General features: G+C 62.8%; 17 protein-coding genes, 1 tRNA gene and 1 pseudogene. 4 read left to right on the top strand and 15 right to left on the bottom strand.

What is annotated here, in order from left to right; genetic code table 11:
- Window positions 1-109 precede the first annotated feature (109 nt).
- From OKW35_RS06400 to OKW35_RS06390, 3 genes are all read right to left on the bottom strand, one after another.
- A complete protein-coding gene (locus OKW35_RS06400; protein ID WP_429491020.1) occupies window positions 110-928 on the bottom strand; it encodes a mechanosensitive ion channel family protein in 819 nt (272 codons plus the stop codon).
- 193 nt (window positions 929-1,121) lie between these two features.
- Complete coding sequence (locus OKW35_RS06395) at window positions 1,122-1,496, bottom strand: hypothetical protein (RefSeq protein ID WP_429551522.1); 375 nt, start codon at window positions 1,494-1,496, stop codon at window positions 1,122-1,124.
- Window positions 1,497-1,730: 234 nt separating this feature from the next.
- Complete coding sequence (locus OKW35_RS06390) at window positions 1,731-2,390, bottom strand: hypothetical protein (RefSeq protein WP_429551521.1); 660 nt, start codon at window positions 2,388-2,390, stop codon at window positions 1,731-1,733.
- A 731-nt stretch (window positions 2,391-3,121) separates the two neighbouring features.
- Here OKW35_RS06390 and OKW35_RS06385 point away from each other — a divergent pair.
- Window positions 3,122-3,445 (top strand): hypothetical protein, encoded by a 324-nt coding sequence (locus OKW35_RS06385; RefSeq protein WP_184002279.1) that lies wholly within the window; start codon window positions 3,122-3,124, stop codon window positions 3,443-3,445.
- Window positions 3,446-3,505: 60 nt separating this feature from the next.
- On the opposite strand, the gene OKW35_RS06380 is transcribed toward OKW35_RS06385, so the two are convergent.
- From OKW35_RS06380 to OKW35_RS06360, 5 genes are all read right to left on the bottom strand, one after another.
- A complete protein-coding gene (locus tag OKW35_RS06380; RefSeq protein WP_429551520.1) occupies window positions 3,506-4,585 on the bottom strand; it encodes a hypothetical protein in 1,080 nt (359 codons plus the stop codon).
- An 85-nt stretch (window positions 4,586-4,670) separates the two neighbouring features.
- Window positions 4,671-5,399, bottom strand: coding sequence for a TonB family protein (locus OKW35_RS06375; RefSeq protein WP_429551519.1), 729 nt, complete (start codon window positions 5,397-5,399; stop codon window positions 4,671-4,673).
- Window position 5,400: 1 nt separating this feature from the next.
- Complete coding sequence (locus OKW35_RS06370) at window positions 5,401-5,799, bottom strand: ExbD/TolR family protein (RefSeq protein ID WP_429551518.1); 399 nt, start codon at window positions 5,797-5,799, stop codon at window positions 5,401-5,403.
- A 2-nt stretch (window positions 5,800-5,801) separates the two neighbouring features.
- Window positions 5,802-6,491: a MotA/TolQ/ExbB proton channel family protein gene (locus OKW35_RS06365; protein WP_429551517.1), complete on the bottom strand. Its 690-nt coding sequence runs from the start codon at window positions 6,489-6,491 to the stop codon at window positions 5,802-5,804.
- Window positions 6,492-6,505: 14 nt separating this feature from the next.
- A complete protein-coding gene (locus OKW35_RS06360) occupies window positions 6,506-8,677 on the bottom strand; it encodes a TonB-dependent receptor (protein ID WP_429551516.1) in 2,172 nt (723 codons plus the stop codon).
- Window positions 8,678-8,878: 201 nt separating this feature from the next.
- Between OKW35_RS06360 and OKW35_RS06355 the strand changes: the two genes are divergently transcribed.
- From OKW35_RS06355 to OKW35_RS06345, 3 genes are all read left to right on the top strand, one after another.
- The gene (locus OKW35_RS06355) at window positions 8,879-9,175 is read left to right on the top strand and encodes a phosphatase PAP2 family protein (protein WP_429551515.1); all 297 of its coding nucleotides are present in this window, start codon (window positions 8,879-8,881) and stop codon (window positions 9,173-9,175) included.
- Window positions 9,176-9,323: 148 nt separating this feature from the next.
- Window positions 9,324-10,046 (top strand): response regulator transcription factor, encoded by a 723-nt coding sequence (locus OKW35_RS06350; RefSeq protein WP_429551514.1) that lies wholly within the window; start codon window positions 9,324-9,326, stop codon window positions 10,044-10,046.
- Window positions 10,024-11,406 carry a sensor histidine kinase gene (locus tag OKW35_RS06345; protein WP_429551513.1) on the top strand — a complete coding sequence of 461 codons (1,383 nt, stop codon included), beginning with the start codon at window positions 10,024-10,026 and terminating at the stop codon, window positions 11,404-11,406. Before OKW35_RS06350 ends, OKW35_RS06345 begins: the two co-directional genes overlap by 23 nt.
- A gap of 100 nt (window positions 11,407-11,506) precedes the next feature.
- Here the strand turns inward: OKW35_RS06345 and OKW35_RS06340 are convergent, their stop codons facing one another.
- The 7 genes and pseudogenes from OKW35_RS06340 to tolR all read right to left on the bottom strand — a co-directional run bounded on the left by OKW35_RS06340 (window position 11,507) and on the right by tolR (window position 18,060).
- The gene (locus tag OKW35_RS06340; RefSeq protein WP_429551512.1) at window positions 11,507-13,249 is read right to left on the bottom strand and encodes a hypothetical protein; all 1,743 of its coding nucleotides are present in this window, start codon (window positions 13,247-13,249) and stop codon (window positions 11,507-11,509) included.
- Window positions 13,250-13,576: 327 nt separating this feature from the next.
- A tRNA-Lys gene (locus OKW35_RS06335) sits at window positions 13,577-13,652 on the bottom strand.
- 183 nt (window positions 13,653-13,835) lie between these two features.
- Window positions 13,836-14,585: a tol-pal system protein YbgF gene (gene ybgF / locus OKW35_RS06330; RefSeq protein ID WP_429356639.1), complete on the bottom strand. Its 750-nt coding sequence runs from the start codon at window positions 14,583-14,585 to the stop codon at window positions 13,836-13,838.
- 20 nt (window positions 14,586-14,605) lie between these two features.
- Entirely contained in the window at window positions 14,606-15,112 is a 507-nt protein-coding gene (gene pal, locus OKW35_RS06325) for a peptidoglycan-associated lipoprotein Pal (RefSeq protein WP_018419502.1), read from the bottom strand.
- A gap of 32 nt (window positions 15,113-15,144) precedes the next feature.
- Window positions 15,145-16,438, bottom strand: a pseudogene (tolB, locus tag OKW35_RS06320) (Tol-Pal system beta propeller repeat protein TolB).
- A 138-nt stretch (window positions 16,439-16,576) separates the two neighbouring features.
- Window positions 16,577-17,617 carry a cell envelope integrity protein TolA gene (gene tolA / locus OKW35_RS06315; RefSeq protein ID WP_429551511.1) on the bottom strand — a complete coding sequence of 347 codons (1,041 nt, stop codon included), beginning with the start codon at window positions 17,615-17,617 and terminating at the stop codon, window positions 16,577-16,579.
- Window positions 17,614-18,060 (bottom strand): protein TolR, encoded by a 447-nt coding sequence (tolR, locus tag OKW35_RS06310; protein ID WP_090803169.1) that lies wholly within the window; start codon window positions 18,058-18,060, stop codon window positions 17,614-17,616. The genes tolA and tolR overlap by 4 nt, the downstream gene beginning before the upstream one ends.
- Between the last annotated feature and the right edge of the window lie 9 nt (window positions 18,061-18,069).

Genomic DNA, 18,069 nt, shown 5'->3' with positions numbered 1-18,069 from the left:
CTGTATTTCGGGCCTTGAAAACACGAAAGGCGTCGCGAATCTCGCGACGCCTTTTTTCATGCCGCCATGCCGACGCCCCGTGTCGGGTGCGCGCGGAGGTTCGATCAGATCAATCGCGCGTGATCGCGCGCGGTGCGAGTGGCGTTTCCGGCGTCGGATAGCCGGCTTCCTTGAAGGTCTGAACGATCGCGCGATTGGTGTCGAAGTAGACCTGCCAGTAGTTCTGGTTGGACGAGTAAGGGCGCACGCACAGCAGCGGTCCTTCTGGCGTGAAGCTCAAGACCTCGATATCCGGCGCGGGGTTTTCGGCCACGTTCGGAATCTTCGCGACGGCGGCTTTCAAACGCGCGATCGCATCGGTCGGATCGACGCCATTGGCGATCTTCGCGGTCAGCTCGACGCGCCGGAACGGCAGCACGCTGTAGTTCGAGATCGTGTCGGAGAAGATCTTGTTGTTGCCGATGATGGTCGTCACGTTGTCCGGCGTCACGATCGTGGTGCCGAACAGGCCCAACTCCGTGACGGTGCCGGTGACGCCCGCGGCCATGACGAAATCGCCGACCTTGAACGGCCGCAGCACCTGCATGAACACGCCGGCCGCGAAATGCGCGAGCAGGCCGCCCCACGCAGTACCGATCGCGAGGCCGAGGCCGGCGAGCAACGCGGCGAACGACGTCGTCTGCACACCGAAGATTTCCAGGATCGCGAGGACGAGCAGCAGGTTCAGCAACCCGGCTAGAATCGACGCGAGGTAGTGGGCGAGTGTCGGGTCGACCCGGCCGTTGCGTGCGAGCAGCTTGCGCGACAGGTTGGAGATCAGCCCGATGATCCAGCGGCCGACGAGCCACAGCACGATTGCGCCGATGACCTTGGTGCCGATGTCGATGCCACGGGTCATGACGAATGCACGTACGGTTTCGATATCCAAGATGTTTCCTCGTTATAGATTGCCATCAACGGATTGAACGACGGTGGTGCCATGACCCACAACGCGCGGTCTTCGGGAGTTATAGCCGACGGCGCCCGCATGCGCAAGGACCGTTCCTGCCCTGCTCGCGGCGGCAATACAGAGATGAAACATGGCGGGGCGTACGTGAAAGGCCGGTCGGGGCGTGCCGGGCTCACATGCGCAGCCGCGATTCGGAGTACGGTGACGTCTGGATGACAACCGCGTTGTCCGGGTCGCTTTTCACGGGGCGCCGGCGCCTCGACATCCGGTGCCACGAGAACGCGATCACGATCGCGAGCGCATACGCGCCAGCACGCTGAAGAAACGACGTCGGCAGGGCGAATTGTCCATAGCGGTTCTGCGCGTCGGCGAACACGACAAACGTCAACAAGCCGTCGAGCACGCATGCGGTCAGCGCGATCACGATGAAAATCGCAGGGCCGCTCAGCGCGGCACCCGACCCGAACCGGTTATACAGTCGACAGGCCATCGATACGATGGCGAACAAGGCGAGGTTCGACAGCAGATCGAACAGAAAGGTGGTCATTATCGGTTCAATGAAAAAGCAATGGGCCGTGGGGTTGCCGGAACGTATGCTGGCGCAAGGTTCAGACATGCTCCGCTGATTCGGCGGCGATCATTGCATATCTTTTCATCTCGATAAATAACCAGAAAAAGCGAAAGTCGTATCGCTCTCTCTTTCGTTTGTTTTTTATGCAATCGGAATGTGAAAAGTCCTTCGCAAATTTATAGTACTGCGACGGTTTCCGTGCGCTGCGCCTCAGAAGCGATAAGAAATGCCGACCTGCAACGTCGGATACCATCGATAAGGCGAGACCTTATCGCGCAGTTGCTGCAATCCGGTGTTGATGATCTGCTGACTCATCTGCGGTCCCGCGGCCTGCGACAGTGCCGGCGACAGTGTGTACGAGGTCTTCGGAATGCCGTAGGCGACACCGAGATCCACCACGAGCCCCCAGCCTTTGGCTCTCGGGCGCAAGCCATAGCCGATGCCAAGGTAGGGCATCGCGGTCGGGTATCGGGCGGTCGCCGTCGCGTATTCGCCAGGAAAGGCCGGCGAGGCTTTGCCCTCGAATACGTACATGCCGTTGGTCGGAACCGAGTTGCCGCTGACCTCGTTGTCGGTCAGACGCAGGCCCGCTGTCGCGCGAAAGCCGGTGCCGGCCCACGGAAAGAAATCGCCGTAGAGACCGCCCTGACGCAGCCGTATGCCGTCTTCGTAGCGATTGCCCCCAACCTCGAAGTTGTGCGACAAATTGATCGCGTTGAAGTCCGCGTGCACGCCGAACCACGACGTGACGCTCCACGCCGCGCCAACCCCGATGCCCAGCGTGCCGCCTTGCAGATAGACCTCCTGCGCATGCGACGTTTCGATCAGACACGGCAAAGCCACTACCCAGATTACCTTTCCAGCTTTCATGGGTACCCCCGGAGCGGCGGGGCAGCCCGATCGTTACGGGACGCGCTCGCCGTTTTGTCGTCTCTTCTTTGTTGCTCTGTTTGTCGCGAACGCTCGAAGGCGTCGTGAAGCGATCATGCGAGCAGAGGGCGTAGACGGTCTGTGAGGTGGCGAACCATACGGTCAATGAATGGGGTTGGAGTGCGCGACGATGTCGCCGCGTCGCCATTCAGTTCGAGCGACGGCAGATGTCAATCGCGGAGCCTTGGCGAGGAGCGCCGCCTCGCTTTGGGAGTGGCCGGTCGGTAAGGAAGCTTAGGGAACTGCGCATCGCCGATGACGCTTGCCCACGCCTTCATCCAGCAGGTGGCGAGTGTCTTTTCAGCTTCCGACTCAGCGCGCATAAGGCGGCTCGTGGCAAGACGCAAACGAGCCAACGCATATTCCTTGCGTGTGGATTCCCGACGCAAAAGCGAATGATTCTTCTGCATGCCGGCTACCGAAAAATTAGCGAGAAGCGTGGCAAATTAAATCGGGCCGCATTGCATCGTACCCGACGAACGACCGCGCGGCGCAAGCGACGGACTGCTGTCGAGTAAGGATTCGCTGGGGCGTTGCGTCGCAACACCTGCCACTGTGGTGAAAACGCCAAATCAACCTTGTTTAATTTTGACAAGTCGCGCCGTGCGTTTATCCGTGCGACGATGAAATCGTCAATGTTCCTGACATGAAGATCCAGTTACGGGGGCTCCATGAGTAGCATTCCGCTTATCTGGGCAGCGGTGCCGCATAACAGCGACGGTGTTGTCTTTCAGATCCGGCTTGGCCGCGGACTTCAGCGTTTTCATGTGTCGCGGCGCGTGCTCGAGGATGTGTTCGAGCTCCAACGAAAAGCGTCCGACGCGCGCCAACTCGAATTCTTCTATGTGCACGAGCAACGCATCCTCGCGCGCGCCAGCGCAAAGCGTGCGACGGCCTGCTCGGCCACCGTTTCACTACGGGCCGCCGATTTCGGCGTGTCGAACGACAGCGAGCGCTGGGCGACGCCGAGCGGCGTCGCGCACGGCCTCATCTAGGCGAACCGATGTTTGACGCGCCGCCGCGATCAACGGGCGGCCGTGCGTCGATGCCGCGCGTCAGCGTGCCTTGAGCTGCGCCTCGAGCACTTCGAACGTACCGGGGATGACCGTCGCGCGCGGATGAGAATTGGCAGCCGTGGCCGGGTCGGCCGCGCCGAACTTCGACGACACCAGATAGATCCGGTGCTGCTGTTCATCGAGCGCCATCGTTTTCGCGCCTTCCAGCGTTGGCATGTTCTGCGCGACCGTGTAATGGTCCGCATCGTCTTCATGCACGATCGTCAGCGTGCCGTCCGCGCCGTTCGAACTGAACGCGAGCTTCAAGGCCGGATCGAAAGCCGCCGCGTCGGGGTGACCCCCTATCAGCACCTCGGCCACGCGACGGCCCGACGTCGCATCGACGATCATCATGCGGTGATTGGCGCAAACCGAAAACAGGCGCTCGCTCGCCGGATCGATCGCGAGTCCGGTCGGCGACTCGCACCGCGCGAGTGGCCAATGCGCCAGCACCGTCGCGGACCGACCGTCCATCTCGACGATCTCGGCGCGATCTTCCACATTGACGAACACGTGCCCGTGGCTGTCCGCCGCGAGCGCCTCCGGCTTGCCGCCCACGCTCATCGTGGCGACCACCTTGCGCGTCGCGACGTCGATTGCGCTGACGCTGCCGTCGTGGCCATTGCTCACGAAGATGCGCCGCAAGGCCGGCACGTAGAGGATGCCGTCCGGGTCGGAGCCCGCGGCCTTGATGCTGTCGACGACCTTGAGGGTGTCGAGATCGACGACGCTCACCGTATTGGCGCGGCCGTTGGTGACGAAGCCGAGCTTGAGGTCCTCCACGAACGCGAAGCCGTGCACGCCGTCGGTGTCGGCGATCTCGCCGACCGGTTTGCCGGTGCGCGTATCGATCACCTGCACGTGCGTGTCGCGGCTGATGAAGAGGTGCTGGCGAACAGCGTCGTACGCCACGTAATCCCAACGCTCGCCGCCTTCGAGGCCGTAGCGTTTCGCGATTTCGAATTGATCGGCGTTGGCGCCCGTCGCCGCATGGACGTTCGACAGCGCGAGCAGGGAAGCGACGCCGCCGGCGATCAGGGCGGACAGGATATTTTTCAGTTTCGCGTTGAGTAGATTCATATTAGTACTGCGGATGGATTGGGAACAGGGACGCCATTCCGGTGGGCGGATGACGTCTCTCGTGCGGTTGGGCGTTAGCGGATCATCATTCGTGGTCGTCGAGTTTGAAGTCGACCCACAATTGCTCCGAGAGCGTTTTGCCCACGAATGCGGACTCGGGTTTCGGATAAGCGGCGTCGCGCACGGCTGCGAGCGCTGCGCGGTCCAGCAGTCCGATACCGCTCGACACCACGACGCTGAGGTCGGACACGACGCCGTCGCGATACCGGAACGCGACGCGTGTGCGGCCCGTCATGCCAGCCATGCGGGCCGACTCGGGATAGCGCAGCGCGGCCTGAATCGCCGCGCGCAGCGCACCCTCGAAGCTTGGCGTAGGCGCGGCTGCAACCGGCACCGCAGCGGGTGCGGGCGGTTGCCGCGCGGGCTCGGCTGGCGGTTGCGGCGCGGGCGCGGATGGCGGCTCGGTCGGTGTCGCCGCGGGCTGCACCGGCACCGGAGTCGGCACGCGCTTCGGCACCGCGGCCGTCACGGGCTTCGCGGGCCTGTGCGCAGCATGGCGCACGGGTACGACCGGCCGCGCGGGAGGCGGCACGGGCTTCGCAGGCGGCTGCGGCGGTTGCGGCGCGGGAGCCGGTGCCGCCAGCGTCAGCAGCGTTGGCGGCGCTTCATACGATACGGAAGACACCCGGGTCGTATGCGTGAGCAGCGCAATCGTCGCGCCGAGCACCAGCGCTTGCGCGACGAGCGCGATGGCGGCGGCCGGCAATAGGCGCGTTCGTTGCTGCACGATCCCGCAGGCGGGTACGGTTGCCATATCAGTTCGCCACAGGCTGCGCGGCGAGCGCGATTTGCGATACGCCCGCGGCGCGGCACGCGTCCATCACCGAGACGAGGTGCTGGATCTGCGCCTGCTTCGAGCCGGCAATCGTCACGACCGTATGCGCGACGTCCGTGCGGGCGGCGAGCAGGGTGGTCAATTGCGCAAGGCTCAGCGTGCGGCCGTCGACCGACAGACTGCCGTCGGTCGCGAACGTTACCGTGACCTGCGGCGGCGGCAGCGCTTGCGCCGTGGCGCTCGACGGCAGCTGCGAGCGCAGCCCCGCGTTCGGGATCATGTGCAGCGTGATCATGATGAAGAACACCAGTAGAAAGAACATGATGTCGATCATCGGGATGATCTCGATGCGCGCCTTTCGCGCCTCGAAATACTTCATCGTCAGACTCCCTGCGAAGCGAATTTGCCGACCACCGGGCGCGGCACTTCATGCACCGGCTTGACCGACTCATGCGTTCTGGCCGCAAGCCGGTTCACGAGCGCCGCCTTCAGGGTTTCGAGCTGATGGACGACGCCTCTTACGCGGTTGTGCAGACCGTTGAAGAACACGAGGCCGATCATCGCGACGAACAGACCCGACGCCGTCGCGATCAGTGCCTCGGCCACGCCGCCCGTGACCTGGGTCGGTGCGTTGCCCGGATTCGACAGCACCTGGAACGCGTTGAACATACCGACGATCGTGCCGAACAGACCGAGCAACGGCGCGAGCGTGACGATCGTGTCGAGCACCCACAGGAAGCGGTCGATGTTCGGTGCTTCGCGCATGATCGCTTCGTCGAGACACGCATCGAGCTCATCGCGCGACGTCTGACCGGCAAGCCGGCCGGCGACCTTCAGCAGGCTCGCCATCGGCAGCGCCTGAAACGGTTCGGCGCATGCCGTCAGCGAGGCGGCGTTCAGTTGTTCGAGGCGGTCGACCTGGTCGAGCACCGCGCGGCTGCCGCTCGATGCGCGTTGCAGGAACCACGAGCGCTCGATGATGATCGTCAGGGCAACGAACAGCATGGCGGCAATCACATACAACACGCCACCGGAATTGTTCGCGAGGTGCAGCAGGTTATCGACAGTCATGAAAGAAGCTCCGTTCAGAAATCGGTGAACAGCGTCGCGACGAACGCGCGGCCCGGGATGGTCCAGTAAAGCGGTGTGTTGTCCGCGGCGGTGTAGCCGGCCAGCGCATTGATGCTGGTGCGGTTGAAAAGGTTGTCGATCTGGAAGCCGAGGCGCGTGTCATGCGTCCACGGTGCGAGTCGGGCAAACGTGTATGAGCTGGCGAAGTTGGTGATCGCATAGCCGCCGATCGGCTGGGTGTTGCCGGTATCGCCATACTGATGGCCGACGAACTTCATCAGCAACGAACCGTTGAGCGGCCCGCGTTCGTAGAGCACGCCGGCGGCGGCCGTCGATTGCGGCGCGTTGGGCATCCACGTATTGGTGCTCTTCTGTTTGGCCGAATTGAAGGTCAGATTGCCGTACAGACTGAAGCCGTCGCCGACCGACAAGGTCGCTTCGGTTTCGACGCCCTTGTAGGTCGCGCCACCCGCATTCGAGAAGATCACGTTGTTGCCGACCGTGCGGCTCGTCACCGCGTTGCGGAAGTTGATGTAGTACAGATCGGCGGCGACGGTCAGACGCCCCGTTTTGTACGTCGTGCCGATCTGGTAGTTGTCGGTCTGTTCCGGATCGGGTTGTCCCGAGACGGTCGGATCGTTGACATAGAACACATTCAGGTTCGGCGCGAGAAAGCCCTGCGCGTACTGCGCATACGCGCTCCATTGCGGGGTGATCTGCTGGTGCAGCGTCAACGACGGCAGCACCTTGTCCCACGTGTGGCTGAAATCGAGCGGCTCACCGGTCTTCTGGTTCATCGGCGTATCGATGCTGCGGTTGAACGACACGTACTTGAGTCCCGGCGTAATCGTCAAACCGTTCTGCAGTTGCCAGGCGTATTGCAGATACGGCTGAAACGTCAGCATCGTGTCGTTCATCGTGAAGTTCTGCGAGATGAACGCGAAGTTCAGCGACGAATCGACATTGAAGTTGTCGCGGAAGTTGGACTGGTGCGCGATCCACATGCCGGTCTGCAGCTTGCCGGGACCGAGCTGCCGCTCGAGCGCGAGGACGTCGCCAAACGCGCGGTAGTTGTTGTTCATTTCCTGGCCCGGCACGTTGTTCGGGCCGAAGATCGTGCCGTTTGGCGTTTCACCGTTCGGGTCGAGTCCGTTGAAGCCGTTGTGGTAGTAACCGTACGTATAGAGCTTGTTGTCGATCACCCACTCGGCGACCTTCGTTTTCACGCCGATGTATTCGAAGTCCGTGTTGATCTTGTCGAAGTTGTAGCCGGCATAGGCCTGACTCGTCGGGTCGGCGCCAAGACCGAAGTTGGGACCGAACTGCTGGATCTGCGCGGCCGTCGCGCCGAGCGGCACGTTCTGGTGGATGTTGTTGTAAGTCGCGAACAGCGTGAGCAGCGCGTTGTCGCCGATCGGCTTGTCGAGCTTGAAGTAGACGTTCTGACGGCGCTGGTCCGCGTTGGTCAGATAACCGTCGCTGCTGCTCTGCGCATAGCCGACCATTGCGCGCGCATCGCCCCATTGCTGCAGATAGCCGGTATTGAACTCGGCGCCGGCCTGCCATGTGTCGAAGCTGCCGTACGAGCCGAGCACCGAGAATGCCGGCGATGCCGACGGATCCCTCGACTGCAGGCTGATCGTTCCGCCGAAGGTGGCGAAGCCGATCTGCGAAGCGTCGCCGGGACCGCGGTCGACGACGATATTGCCGAGCACCCGGTTCGAGAAAAACGACGTCGAATGATGGGTGAAGTCGTTGGTATCGCCAAACGGGATGCCGTCGAATGTCACGTTGTACTGACCGTCCTGAAAGCCGCGAATGGACAGGCTCTGCGATTCCATCAGGCCGGAGCCGTTCGGAGAAACATTCGACACGCTCGGCGCGATCTGCACGATCTCGCTGTAGTTCGCGGTGGGAGCGGTACTGTTTTCGATGTAGTGCCGGCTGATCACCGACTGCGGTTGGGTTGCAGTGAGCGAGCCTTGCGAAGGCGCCTGTGCCGGTGCCGACTGCACGTTGGTGCTGGTGGCCGTGCCGCTGTTCGATGACGAGACGGCCGTGCTTTGCACGGAGCCGAGATCGCCCGAGGTCTGGGCATGCGAGATCTGCGCGCCGGCCGCGCACAGTGTGGCAAGAACGAATTGCGTCAGCGGCTTCTTTCTAAGGGGAAAACTAACCCGTTGCATGGTGCAGCATCCTTTCGCGAGTGGGGCGATGAACTGGTAGTCGAACGAGGCGGGATGCTATCAACCGTCCGTTAATGCGAAGTGATCGGTATCTTACGAATCTAAAGTTGCTATTACGGATGCCCCACAACAGCGCGATCCGCACTGACGCTACGCGATGCGCTCACGTTTGTAAGTTTGTGGACACCGCGCATTCATACCGTGCCGAAGCGGCCCGGCGACGACTACAACTCGTACCCGAGCGGTCATGCGACCTTCGGCTATCTGTGCGCGATCCTGCTCGCGCAGATGGTCCCCGAGAAGCGCGATGCGCTATTCGCGCGTGAGCGCGAATTCGGCATGAACCGCGTCGTCGACGGCGTCCACTATCCGAGCGATGTCGAAGCGGGTCGCATCGACGGAACGCTCGTCGCGGCGGCGCTGATGGCCAATCCGGATTTTCAGCGCGACTTTGCCGATGCGAAGGCGGAAGTGCGCGCGGCACTGAAGCTCGACTAGTTGCAGGTGTGAACGGTTTTCGGCTCCGCGCGGGACGCGTCATGAAGCAGCAACATGGCCATGTCATACTCCGCGCCCGCATAGGCGGCCCCCGCTATTGACGTCGCCGTTCATGCGGCGACGCACGACCACAGGAAACGACGTCCTCTTGGAAAGCAGAGCAGCGATCAACTACCCCGCGGGGCGCAGACGCCGCATTCTCGTCGTCGAAGATGACGAGCGTGTGAGGCTCGAAGTGTCCACCGCGCTCGAGGACTACAACTTCGCGGTGGAAAGCGTGCCGAGCGGCCATGCCGGCCTGTTGCGCGCGCTCAACGGCGATTTCGACGCAGTCGTGCTCGACCGGATGCTGCCCGACGTGGATGGTCTGTCGATCCTCTCCACGTTGCGCAACGTCGGCAAAGAGACCCCGGTGCTGATACTGAGCGCGCTTTCGGCGGTCGACGAACGCGTACGCGGCCTGCGCGCCGGCGGCGATGATTACCTGACCAAACCATTCGACAGTCTCGAGCTGACCGCGCGCCTCAATGCGCTGCTGCGCCGCCGCTCTTCTTCGGAGCAACCGCTGGTGCTGAGCGTCGGCGATCTCGTGCTCGATATGGGCACGCATCAGGTCCAGCGCGCGGGCGAGTCGATCGAGTTGAAGCCTCGCGAGTACCAGTTGCTCAGATACCTGATGCTGCATACGGAGCAGCCTGTGACGCGCGCGATGCTGTTCGAGTCGGTCTGGAATTACCGCTTCAATGCGCAGACCAACGTGATCGACATGCATATCGGTCACCTGCGCCGCAAGATCAGTCTGAACGGACGGTTTTCGCTGATGATCCACACGGTTCGAAATGTCGGCTATGTCCTCCGTGCCGGCGAATAGGCGTTGGCTGCGCCTGCCGGCGAACAACGTCACATGGCTGCTGATGGTGTTCATCAGTTGCGCGGTCGTGCTGTTCGCGATGCTCTACTGGATGATGCACACGTATCTGCTGCACGAGGTCGATGAACGGCTGCGCGGAGAAGTGGCCGAGTTCAGCTCGATCGGCCGCGCCGAGGCGATCGCCAATATCGCGGCGCTGAGCCGGCGCGACATCGCGAGCAGCCGGCCCTATGGCGTGTTCGACGAAGAAGGCCGCTGGCTCGCCGGCAATATCCATGCGTTGCCGGCCGAGCGCGAGCGCCGGCCGTACTACTACACGCAAGCAATGGACGACGGGCCGCCGTCGCTGGCCAGTCATTTTCGCGGCATCATCGTGCCGACGCGTAGCGGTCTGCGGGTGGTCGTCGGTCACTCGATCGACGAGATCATTCATTTCGACCATACGCTCGTGAAGATCCTGTGCCTCGGGCTCATGCTGACGATTCTGCTTGCCGTCGGCTGCGGCGCCGCGCTTCACGCGATGTCGAACCGGCATATCCGCTCGATGAGTCTGACGGCGCGCGAGATCATGGCGGGTCAACTGAACCGGCGTCTGTCGAATCGCGGCACGCATCACGATCTCGACCGTCTGGCGGAAATCGTCAACCTGATGCTCGATGAAATCGAGCGGCTGGTGGCCGAAGTGCGCGGCGTGTGCGCGGGCATCGCGCACGATCTGCGCACGCCGATGACGCATCTGCGCGCGGGCCTCGAACGCGCGCGGCGGCGCTCGCATACCGTCGACGACTACACGAGCGCCGTCGACACCGCGATCGCGCAATCGGACGTCGTGCTGAACCGTTTCACCGCGCTATTGAGGATCGCGGAGGTCGAAGCGGATGTCAGACGCGCGAGCTTCTGCGACGTGTCGCTGGACACCATCCTGCGCGACGTCGCGGAGTTGTACGAGCCGGTCGCGGAGAACCGTCGTTTGTCGGTCGCGGTGCTTGCGTCCGAACCAGTTTTCGCGCGCGGCGACGTGGATCTGCTGTTCGGCGCTATCGAGAATCTGCTCGATAACGCGCTGAAGTTCACGCCCGGTGGCGGCGCGGTGACGCTGCAAGCAACGCTTGAAGCGGGAAGGCCCGTCGTGCAGGTCGCGGATACTGGACCCGGAATCGAGGCAGGTGAGCGCGATGCAGTCCTGCGTCCGTTCTATCGCAGCAGAAACGGGCAGGAGGCGGCGACTTCGGGGCATGGCGTCGGCTTGAGTCTCGTGGCCGCGATCGCGCGGGTGCACGAGGCCGTCGTGGAGATTCACGACAACACGCCAGGCTGCAGGATCGTGTTGCGGTTCAATGCGGGACTGCCGGCGCGTTGAGGCGAGACGGCGATTGCTCGCGACGGATTTTACGTTGGAGCGTGCCAGAAAAAACGACCTGCCGGATGGCAGGTCGTTTCTTTTGAATCTACTAACCCGCTCAGGACTTCGGCACGAGTGCGACGCCGCGCAGCGCCTGGCCATACGGCGCGGTCTGCATCACGGTGAAGCCCTTCGCCGAGCTCACCGTCGAACCGTTGATGCTCACGGTGATCTTGACGAGCTGGTTCGAGTCGGCGCCCGCATCGAACGCGGTGCCGAGGCTGTTGCCGATCGTCGAGGTCACCGCGTAGATCGTGAACGAACCGTCGCTGTTGACCTGGCCCGTGATGTTGCGCAAGCCGTCAGGCGTCGTCGTATAGCTCGCGCCCTTCGTACCGTACGCGCCGGTCGTGTCCGTCACCGTGTAGGCCGTGCCGAGGTTCAGGCCGGTCGTCAGGTTGGCGAGCGGCTTCCACGTGCCGTTCTGGTTCTGATAGACCCACAGGCCGCCGCTGCCGCTCACCTGGTCGCCCGGCGTGCCGTCGCCTTCGTCGGCGACGAACATGATCGAAGGATTCGACGCGGGGATCCACATCCCGAACGGATAGACCGTGCCGGTCACCTGGCTAGGCGACGTGAGCGCCGTCAGGTTGGTCGCGAGGGCCGTCGGGAAACCCGGCACGATCGTCGTCGCGGCGTTTTGCGGCAACTTGCCGCCATTGGCGAGCGCACCGGTCGCGCCCACCTGGTACACGGTGTTCACGCCATTGCTGCCGCTGCCCTTCGAGACGTACATCGTGCCGTCCGGGCCGACGAACAGGCCGCGGTAGTTGGCGTCCTTGCCGGTTTTGTCGGCTGCCGTCGCGGGCGTGGTCGGCAGACTCGCGATCGAGAAGCCGAACTGGTCGCCGGTCGAGCTGCCGCCCGTGATCGAACCCATCGACGCCAGCGAGCACGCCGTTCCAGCCGGTGCGACCGCGTACGTGCCGGTGCCCGTGCCGGACTGGAATGCGCCGATCACTTGCGTGAACGCGCATTGGCTGCCCGGAGCGATGCTTTGCACGCCGGTGTTCATCGTCAGCATGTCGAGCTGGGCCGTCGTCGGCTTCGGATTCTTGCCCGAATTGCCGGCATTGCCGACGATGTAGTACATGCCGTTGGCGAGCACGGCCGCGCGGCTGTTGTTGCCGGCGTATGCGTTGGTGTTCGTGAACGACAGGCTGTTATCGGCGAAATTCAGCTGCGCGACGGTACGGTAGGTAGGCGTTGCGATGTCGGTATTCGTCGTGTCGACCACGCCTGGCGTATTCGTGTTTGAGATATCGAGCTGGTCGATCGACGCGTTGTAGCCGGTGAAGGTCAGCGATTTCTGATCCAGCGACACGTTCAGCGCGAGCTCCGACTTCGAGGCGAAGCTGGTGGCGAAATTCACGTTGCTTTTCGCGGCCAGCGCGGTGATGTCCAGCGTTTGCGACGGGCTCGTCGCGTTCGGTGCCCACTGGTCCAGATACGCTTCCGACGTCACGCCGAAGTTGGCGTCGTTCGAATCGTTGGTGAATACGTTCGGAAAGCCGCCGGGCGTGACGGCCGTCACGGGCGACGTATTGGTGGTCGTGGGCGTCGCGTTATAAGGCAGCGTGCCGCTCACGACGTACGCCGGATCATAGGCCGTGCGCGAGATCAGCAGGTTGCCAGCCGTGTAGTTGCTGGCGGAAGTCGAGGGCGTCGTCGTCGTGGCCGGGGTGCTGCTCGTGGTGCCTTGCGGCGCGCTCGTGCTCGACGGGTTTTGGGTGCTGCCGCCGCAGCCGTAGATGGCGGAGATCAGAACCGCGATCGGAAGCGCCTTCAGGGTGGTTTGCATTCTGTGTGTTTGAGTAGGGTGGGTGAAATTTTTTGAAAGTTGCAGCCGGTATTGCAAGTCGCGAGGCTACAAACCACCCGTGGCACAAACATGAATCGAAAATTACTAAAAAGATAAGAATGCGCTGGCGCGTTGGCGCGAGTCGTTGCGGGATGCCTGGTGTTTTTTGGCGGCGTTGGAGGGCGGAGGGCAGTGCCTGAACGGAAGGCTACGTTGAGGCGGACGGGAAGAGGCGGCTCGCTTGCCGCACGCGTACCTGTTTGCACACGCGGGCAAAAGAAAAAGAAAAGGGCCGACATGCTTTCGCATGTCAGCCCTCGAATCTTTTGGTAGGCCGTACGGGATTCGAACCTGTGACCAACGGATTAAAAGTCCGCTGCTCTACCAGCTGAGCTAACGACCCAAAAGAGAAGCGAAATTATATCGGCGCACCCATGCCCTGTCAACTCGGCAAGACCGTCGCCCAAAATGAAAAGCCCGGGCATCACTACCCGGGCTTTCCAGCGAGAGGCGCGCGTGGCTATCACTTCGGACACTGCGCGTTACCGCCAACTACATCAAAACGTGATCAATCCGACACCACGATCTACTTGATCTGCGACAGCTTGTTCTGCGCCGACTGCGCGACGTCCGAGCCGGCGTATTGCGCGACGATCTGCTCGAGCGTCTTTTTCGCCGCGGCCTTCTGGCCTTGTTCGAGCTGATTGTTCGCGATCGCGAGCAGCGCTTCCGGTGCACGCGGATGCTGCGGATAGTTCTTTACGACACCTTGCCAGACAGTCGTCGAACCCTTGTAGTCGCGCAGTGCATACAGCGCGTTGCCGAGCCAGTATTGCGCGGTCGGCTGATAGGGGCTGTTCGGATATTTGGAGATGAAGCTGCGGAACGATGCCGCCGCGTTCTTGAAGTCGCCGCTGCGGAATTGCTGTGAAGCCGCGTTGAACGCATCGGTTTCACCCGGCTGCACCTCGCCCTGGACGCCGTCCACCGTCTGTTGCTGCGGCTCGAATTTCTTCAGGCGCGTGTCGAGATCGGTGTAGTAGTCCTTCTGCTGCTTTTGCAGCGTCGTGAGCTGGTTCGCCATGTCCTCGTTCTGTCCGCGCAGCGTCGCGACCTGCTGGTTGAGCTGGTCGAGACGGTTGGACTGATCGAGGATCGTGCGTTGCGCCGCCGATAGCTGGCTCGACAGACTATCGGTCTTCGAGCGCAGATCGAGAATGGCCTGGCGGGCCTGATCGTCGTCGAACATGCCCGCATGGGCGGGCACGGCCATGAGGGCCGTGCCTGCGACGCAGGCCGCTGCGGCAAACCGCAGCCAGGAGAAACGATGCGTCATTCGGCTCACCACCCGTTGACTTACTGTTGATACGCGAGGTCGGCGCGGCGGTTCTGTGCCCACGACGCTTCGTCATGACCCGTTGCCAGCGGCTTTTCCTTGCCGAGGCTCACGGCCTCCATTTGCGAATCCGACACGCCCATCAGCGACAGCGAACGACGCACGGCTTCAGCACGCTTCTGGCCGAGTGCGAGGTTGTATTCGCTGGTGCCGCGCTCGTCGGTGTTGCCCTGGATCAGCACGTGACGCTGCGGGTGGCTCTTCAGATATTGCGCGTGTTGTTGCAGCAGCGGTTGATAGTCATCCTTCACCGAGTAGCTGTCGAAGTCGAAGTAGATGCTGCGCTTCGCGAGCGGGCTGTTCGGATCGTTCAGCGGGTCGACGTTGACCGTCGCGACGTCGTTCGGGTTCGGTTGGGCCGAGCCCGCGCCCTTGTTGGCGTTTTCGTCGAGCTTGACGCCCGAGTGACATGCGGCCAGTGCACCGACCATCACGACGGCGAATGCGAAACGAAGTTTGGACATCATTTGATTACTCTCCTTGTGTTATTGCATCAACGTTATTGCATAAACGGGCCCCAGGACGGCTCGCGTACGCTGCCCCCCTGAACGGACAGGACCTGCCGAGTGCGACCGTCGGTCGATACTGCGGCCAACACGCCACGGCCGTTCACCTGAGTGGCGTAAAGAATGTACTGACCGTTCGCCGCGAAGCTCGGCGATTCGTCATGTGTCGTGTCCGTCAGGCCCGTGGCGGATCCGCCTTGCAGGTCCTGGATGTACAGCTTGAATGCACCGCCGACGCGCGAGATGTAGGCAAGCTCCTTGCCGTCAGGACTCACACGCGGGCTGGTGTTGTAGCTGCCCGTAAACGTGACGCGTTGCGCGCCGCCCGCGCTTTCACCTTGCGCCGGCATCTTGTAGATCTGCGGTGCGCCGCCGCGGTCGCTCGTGAAATAGATCCACTGACCGTCAGGAGAGTAGGTCGGCTCGGTGTCGATCGAGCTGCCTTGCGTCAGACGACGCAGACCGCTGCCGTCCGCGTTGACCGCGAAAATCTGCGTATTGCCGGTACGCGACAGCGCGACGGCGAGCGTGCGGCCATCCGGCGACCACGCCGGCGCACTGTTGTTGCCCTTCTGGTCCGATACGACGATGCGCCGGGCCCGTGGGCAGGTCGTGGATATAGACGATCGGCTTCTTCTTCTCGAACGACACGTAAGCGACCTTGGTGCCGTCGGGCGACCAGGCCGGCGAGATGATCGGCTCGGGGCTCGACAGCGCGATGTGCGCGTCCTGACCGTCCGAATCCGAGATCTGCAGCTGGTAGCGGTTGCCCGACTTGATCACATACGACAGGCGCGTGGCGAACACGCCGCGATTGCCCATCAGCTTGGCGTAAATGTAGTCCGCGACCTTGTGCGCGCTCATGCGCAGACCGCTTTCCGGGCTCACCAGCACGAGGCCGCCGAGGCTTTCGCCCTTGACCGTGTCGTACAGCTTGAAGCGCACTTCGTACTGGCCGTTCGGCAGGCGGTTCACGCTGCCCGCGACGAACGCGTTGGCGCCCTTCGCCTTCCATGCGCCGAGGTCGACGGAATCGGTCTCGGACACCGGCGTCGAGCCTGCGTCGATATTCGTGAATTTGCCGCTGCGTTGCAGATCCTGACGCACGATCGTGCTGACCTGCTGCGGGGAGTTCGCTTCATTGGCGAAATTCGCCGTTGCGATCGGAAACTGAGTGGATCCGACGCCCGTCACGAGGACGTTGAGTTGTGCGTTGGCGGCGCCGCCGACGGCGATCAGGCACGTTGCCACGAGTGTTCGCAGGCCTAGCTTGGTCATCAAACTCATGCTGTATGGGTTCCTCAAAACGGTTTTACTTAATACTCGAAGACAGCAGACAGACCGGAAAACGGCTATTTCGTTCCCGCGCAACGCCGCGCCGGGTGGGGCGCGGCGTTGGCCGCTGGTCGGCTGTCAGCCTGCACATCAAGCCGCCGGACGCAGCGTGATAGTGAAGTAGTCCGGCGTCTTGCCATTGACGTCCCGAGGCATCGGATCGGAGGCTTTCACCGCCCGCAACGCGGCGGCGTCCCACGCGGCGTTGCCGCTGCTGTGGGTAATGTTTGCGCTCAGCTGATTGCCGTCCGGCGAACAACGCACGGCGATCACGGTCTCGAGACCTTCCGTTTCGCCGCCCCAGTTCACATGCTGAAGCACCAGCCGTCGTACCTTGTCCGCGTAACCCGGCGATGCCGCCGTGCCGCCCGAGCCGCTACCCGTTCCGCTCTTGCCCAGTCCGTTGCTGCTCGAACTGCTGCCGCCCACGCCGCCAGCCAGACCCTGCATCTGCGCTAGCCGCGCGCGACGTTCGTTGTCGAGCTGCTTTTTCGCCTGCGCGGCCGCATCGGCTTGCGCCTTGGCCTTCGCCGCTTTCTCCGCCTCAGCCTTCTTCTGCGCTTCTGCCTGAGCCTGCTTTTGCTGCTGCTCCTGCTGTTCTTTCAGTTGCTGTTGCTTCTGCTGCTCGGCGAGCTGCTGTTGCTTGAGCTTCTCGGCCTGCTGCTGTTGCTGCTGTTGCGCCTGCTGCTGCTGCTTGAGCTTCGCGGCCTTCTGCGCCGCGAGTTGGGCCGCCTGTTCGGCCGCCAGCTGTTGCTGCCGCTTCGCTTCCGCTTCCTGCTGCTCTTTCAGCTTCAGCTGGCGCTGCTGTTCGGCCAGTTGGGCCGCGCGAGCCGCTTCCTGCTGCTGGCGCTTCTTTTCCTGCAGCGCGATGTCGGCCTGTTCGTCGCGCACGGGCGGAGCAGGGGCGACCGGCGTGGGCGGCGGCGTGACGACGGGACGCGGAATCGCCGAATCCGGCACCTCTGTCCACAGTTCCGCCTGCTCGCCCTCGGGCGTGCTGTTCTGCCATTGGATGCCGCGATACAGGAAGAATCCGAGCAGCGCATGCATCACCAGCGCGAACAGAAAAGCTCGCCCGGTGCCGCGTTCACGCGGCGGCTGAAGCGGGTATTCGGAGTTCTTGCGGATCATTGCGATTTGACGAGCAATCCGACGCGCTTGACGCCCCGAGCCTTCAGCTCGGACATCACGTTCATCACGACTTCGTATTTCACGGTTTTGTCGGCGGCGATCACGACGGGCTGATCGGGGTGCGATTGTGCCCGATCGGCGATGAAACCGTTGAGGCCAGCCTTCGTCATGTCTTCCTGCTGCTGCGCGCCGGAGTCGTCCTTGTACTTGACGCTCATATTGCCGTCCGCGCGGATGTTGACGATGACGGGCGGCGTCTGCTGTTGGGGCGCCGCGCCGCCGACGGTCGGCAGATTGACGATCGACGGCGCGACGAGCGGCGCCGTGACCATGAAGATCACTAGCAGCACGAGCATCACGTCGATGTACGGCACGACGTTGATGTCGGCCATTGCGCGACGCGAGCGCGAGCCGCGCATGCTGGAGGAACGGGAGCCTGCCATCATGGCCTC

Origin of the sequence: Paraburkholderia sp. MM5477-R1 (assembly GCF_050436385.1) — a bacterium.
In the GTDB taxonomy this organism is placed as follows: domain Bacteria; phylum Pseudomonadota; class Gammaproteobacteria; order Burkholderiales; family Burkholderiaceae; genus Paraburkholderia; species Paraburkholderia tuberum.
Note: the sequence above shows the minus strand (reverse complement) of the source record. Positions and strands in the feature narration are given on the sequence as shown.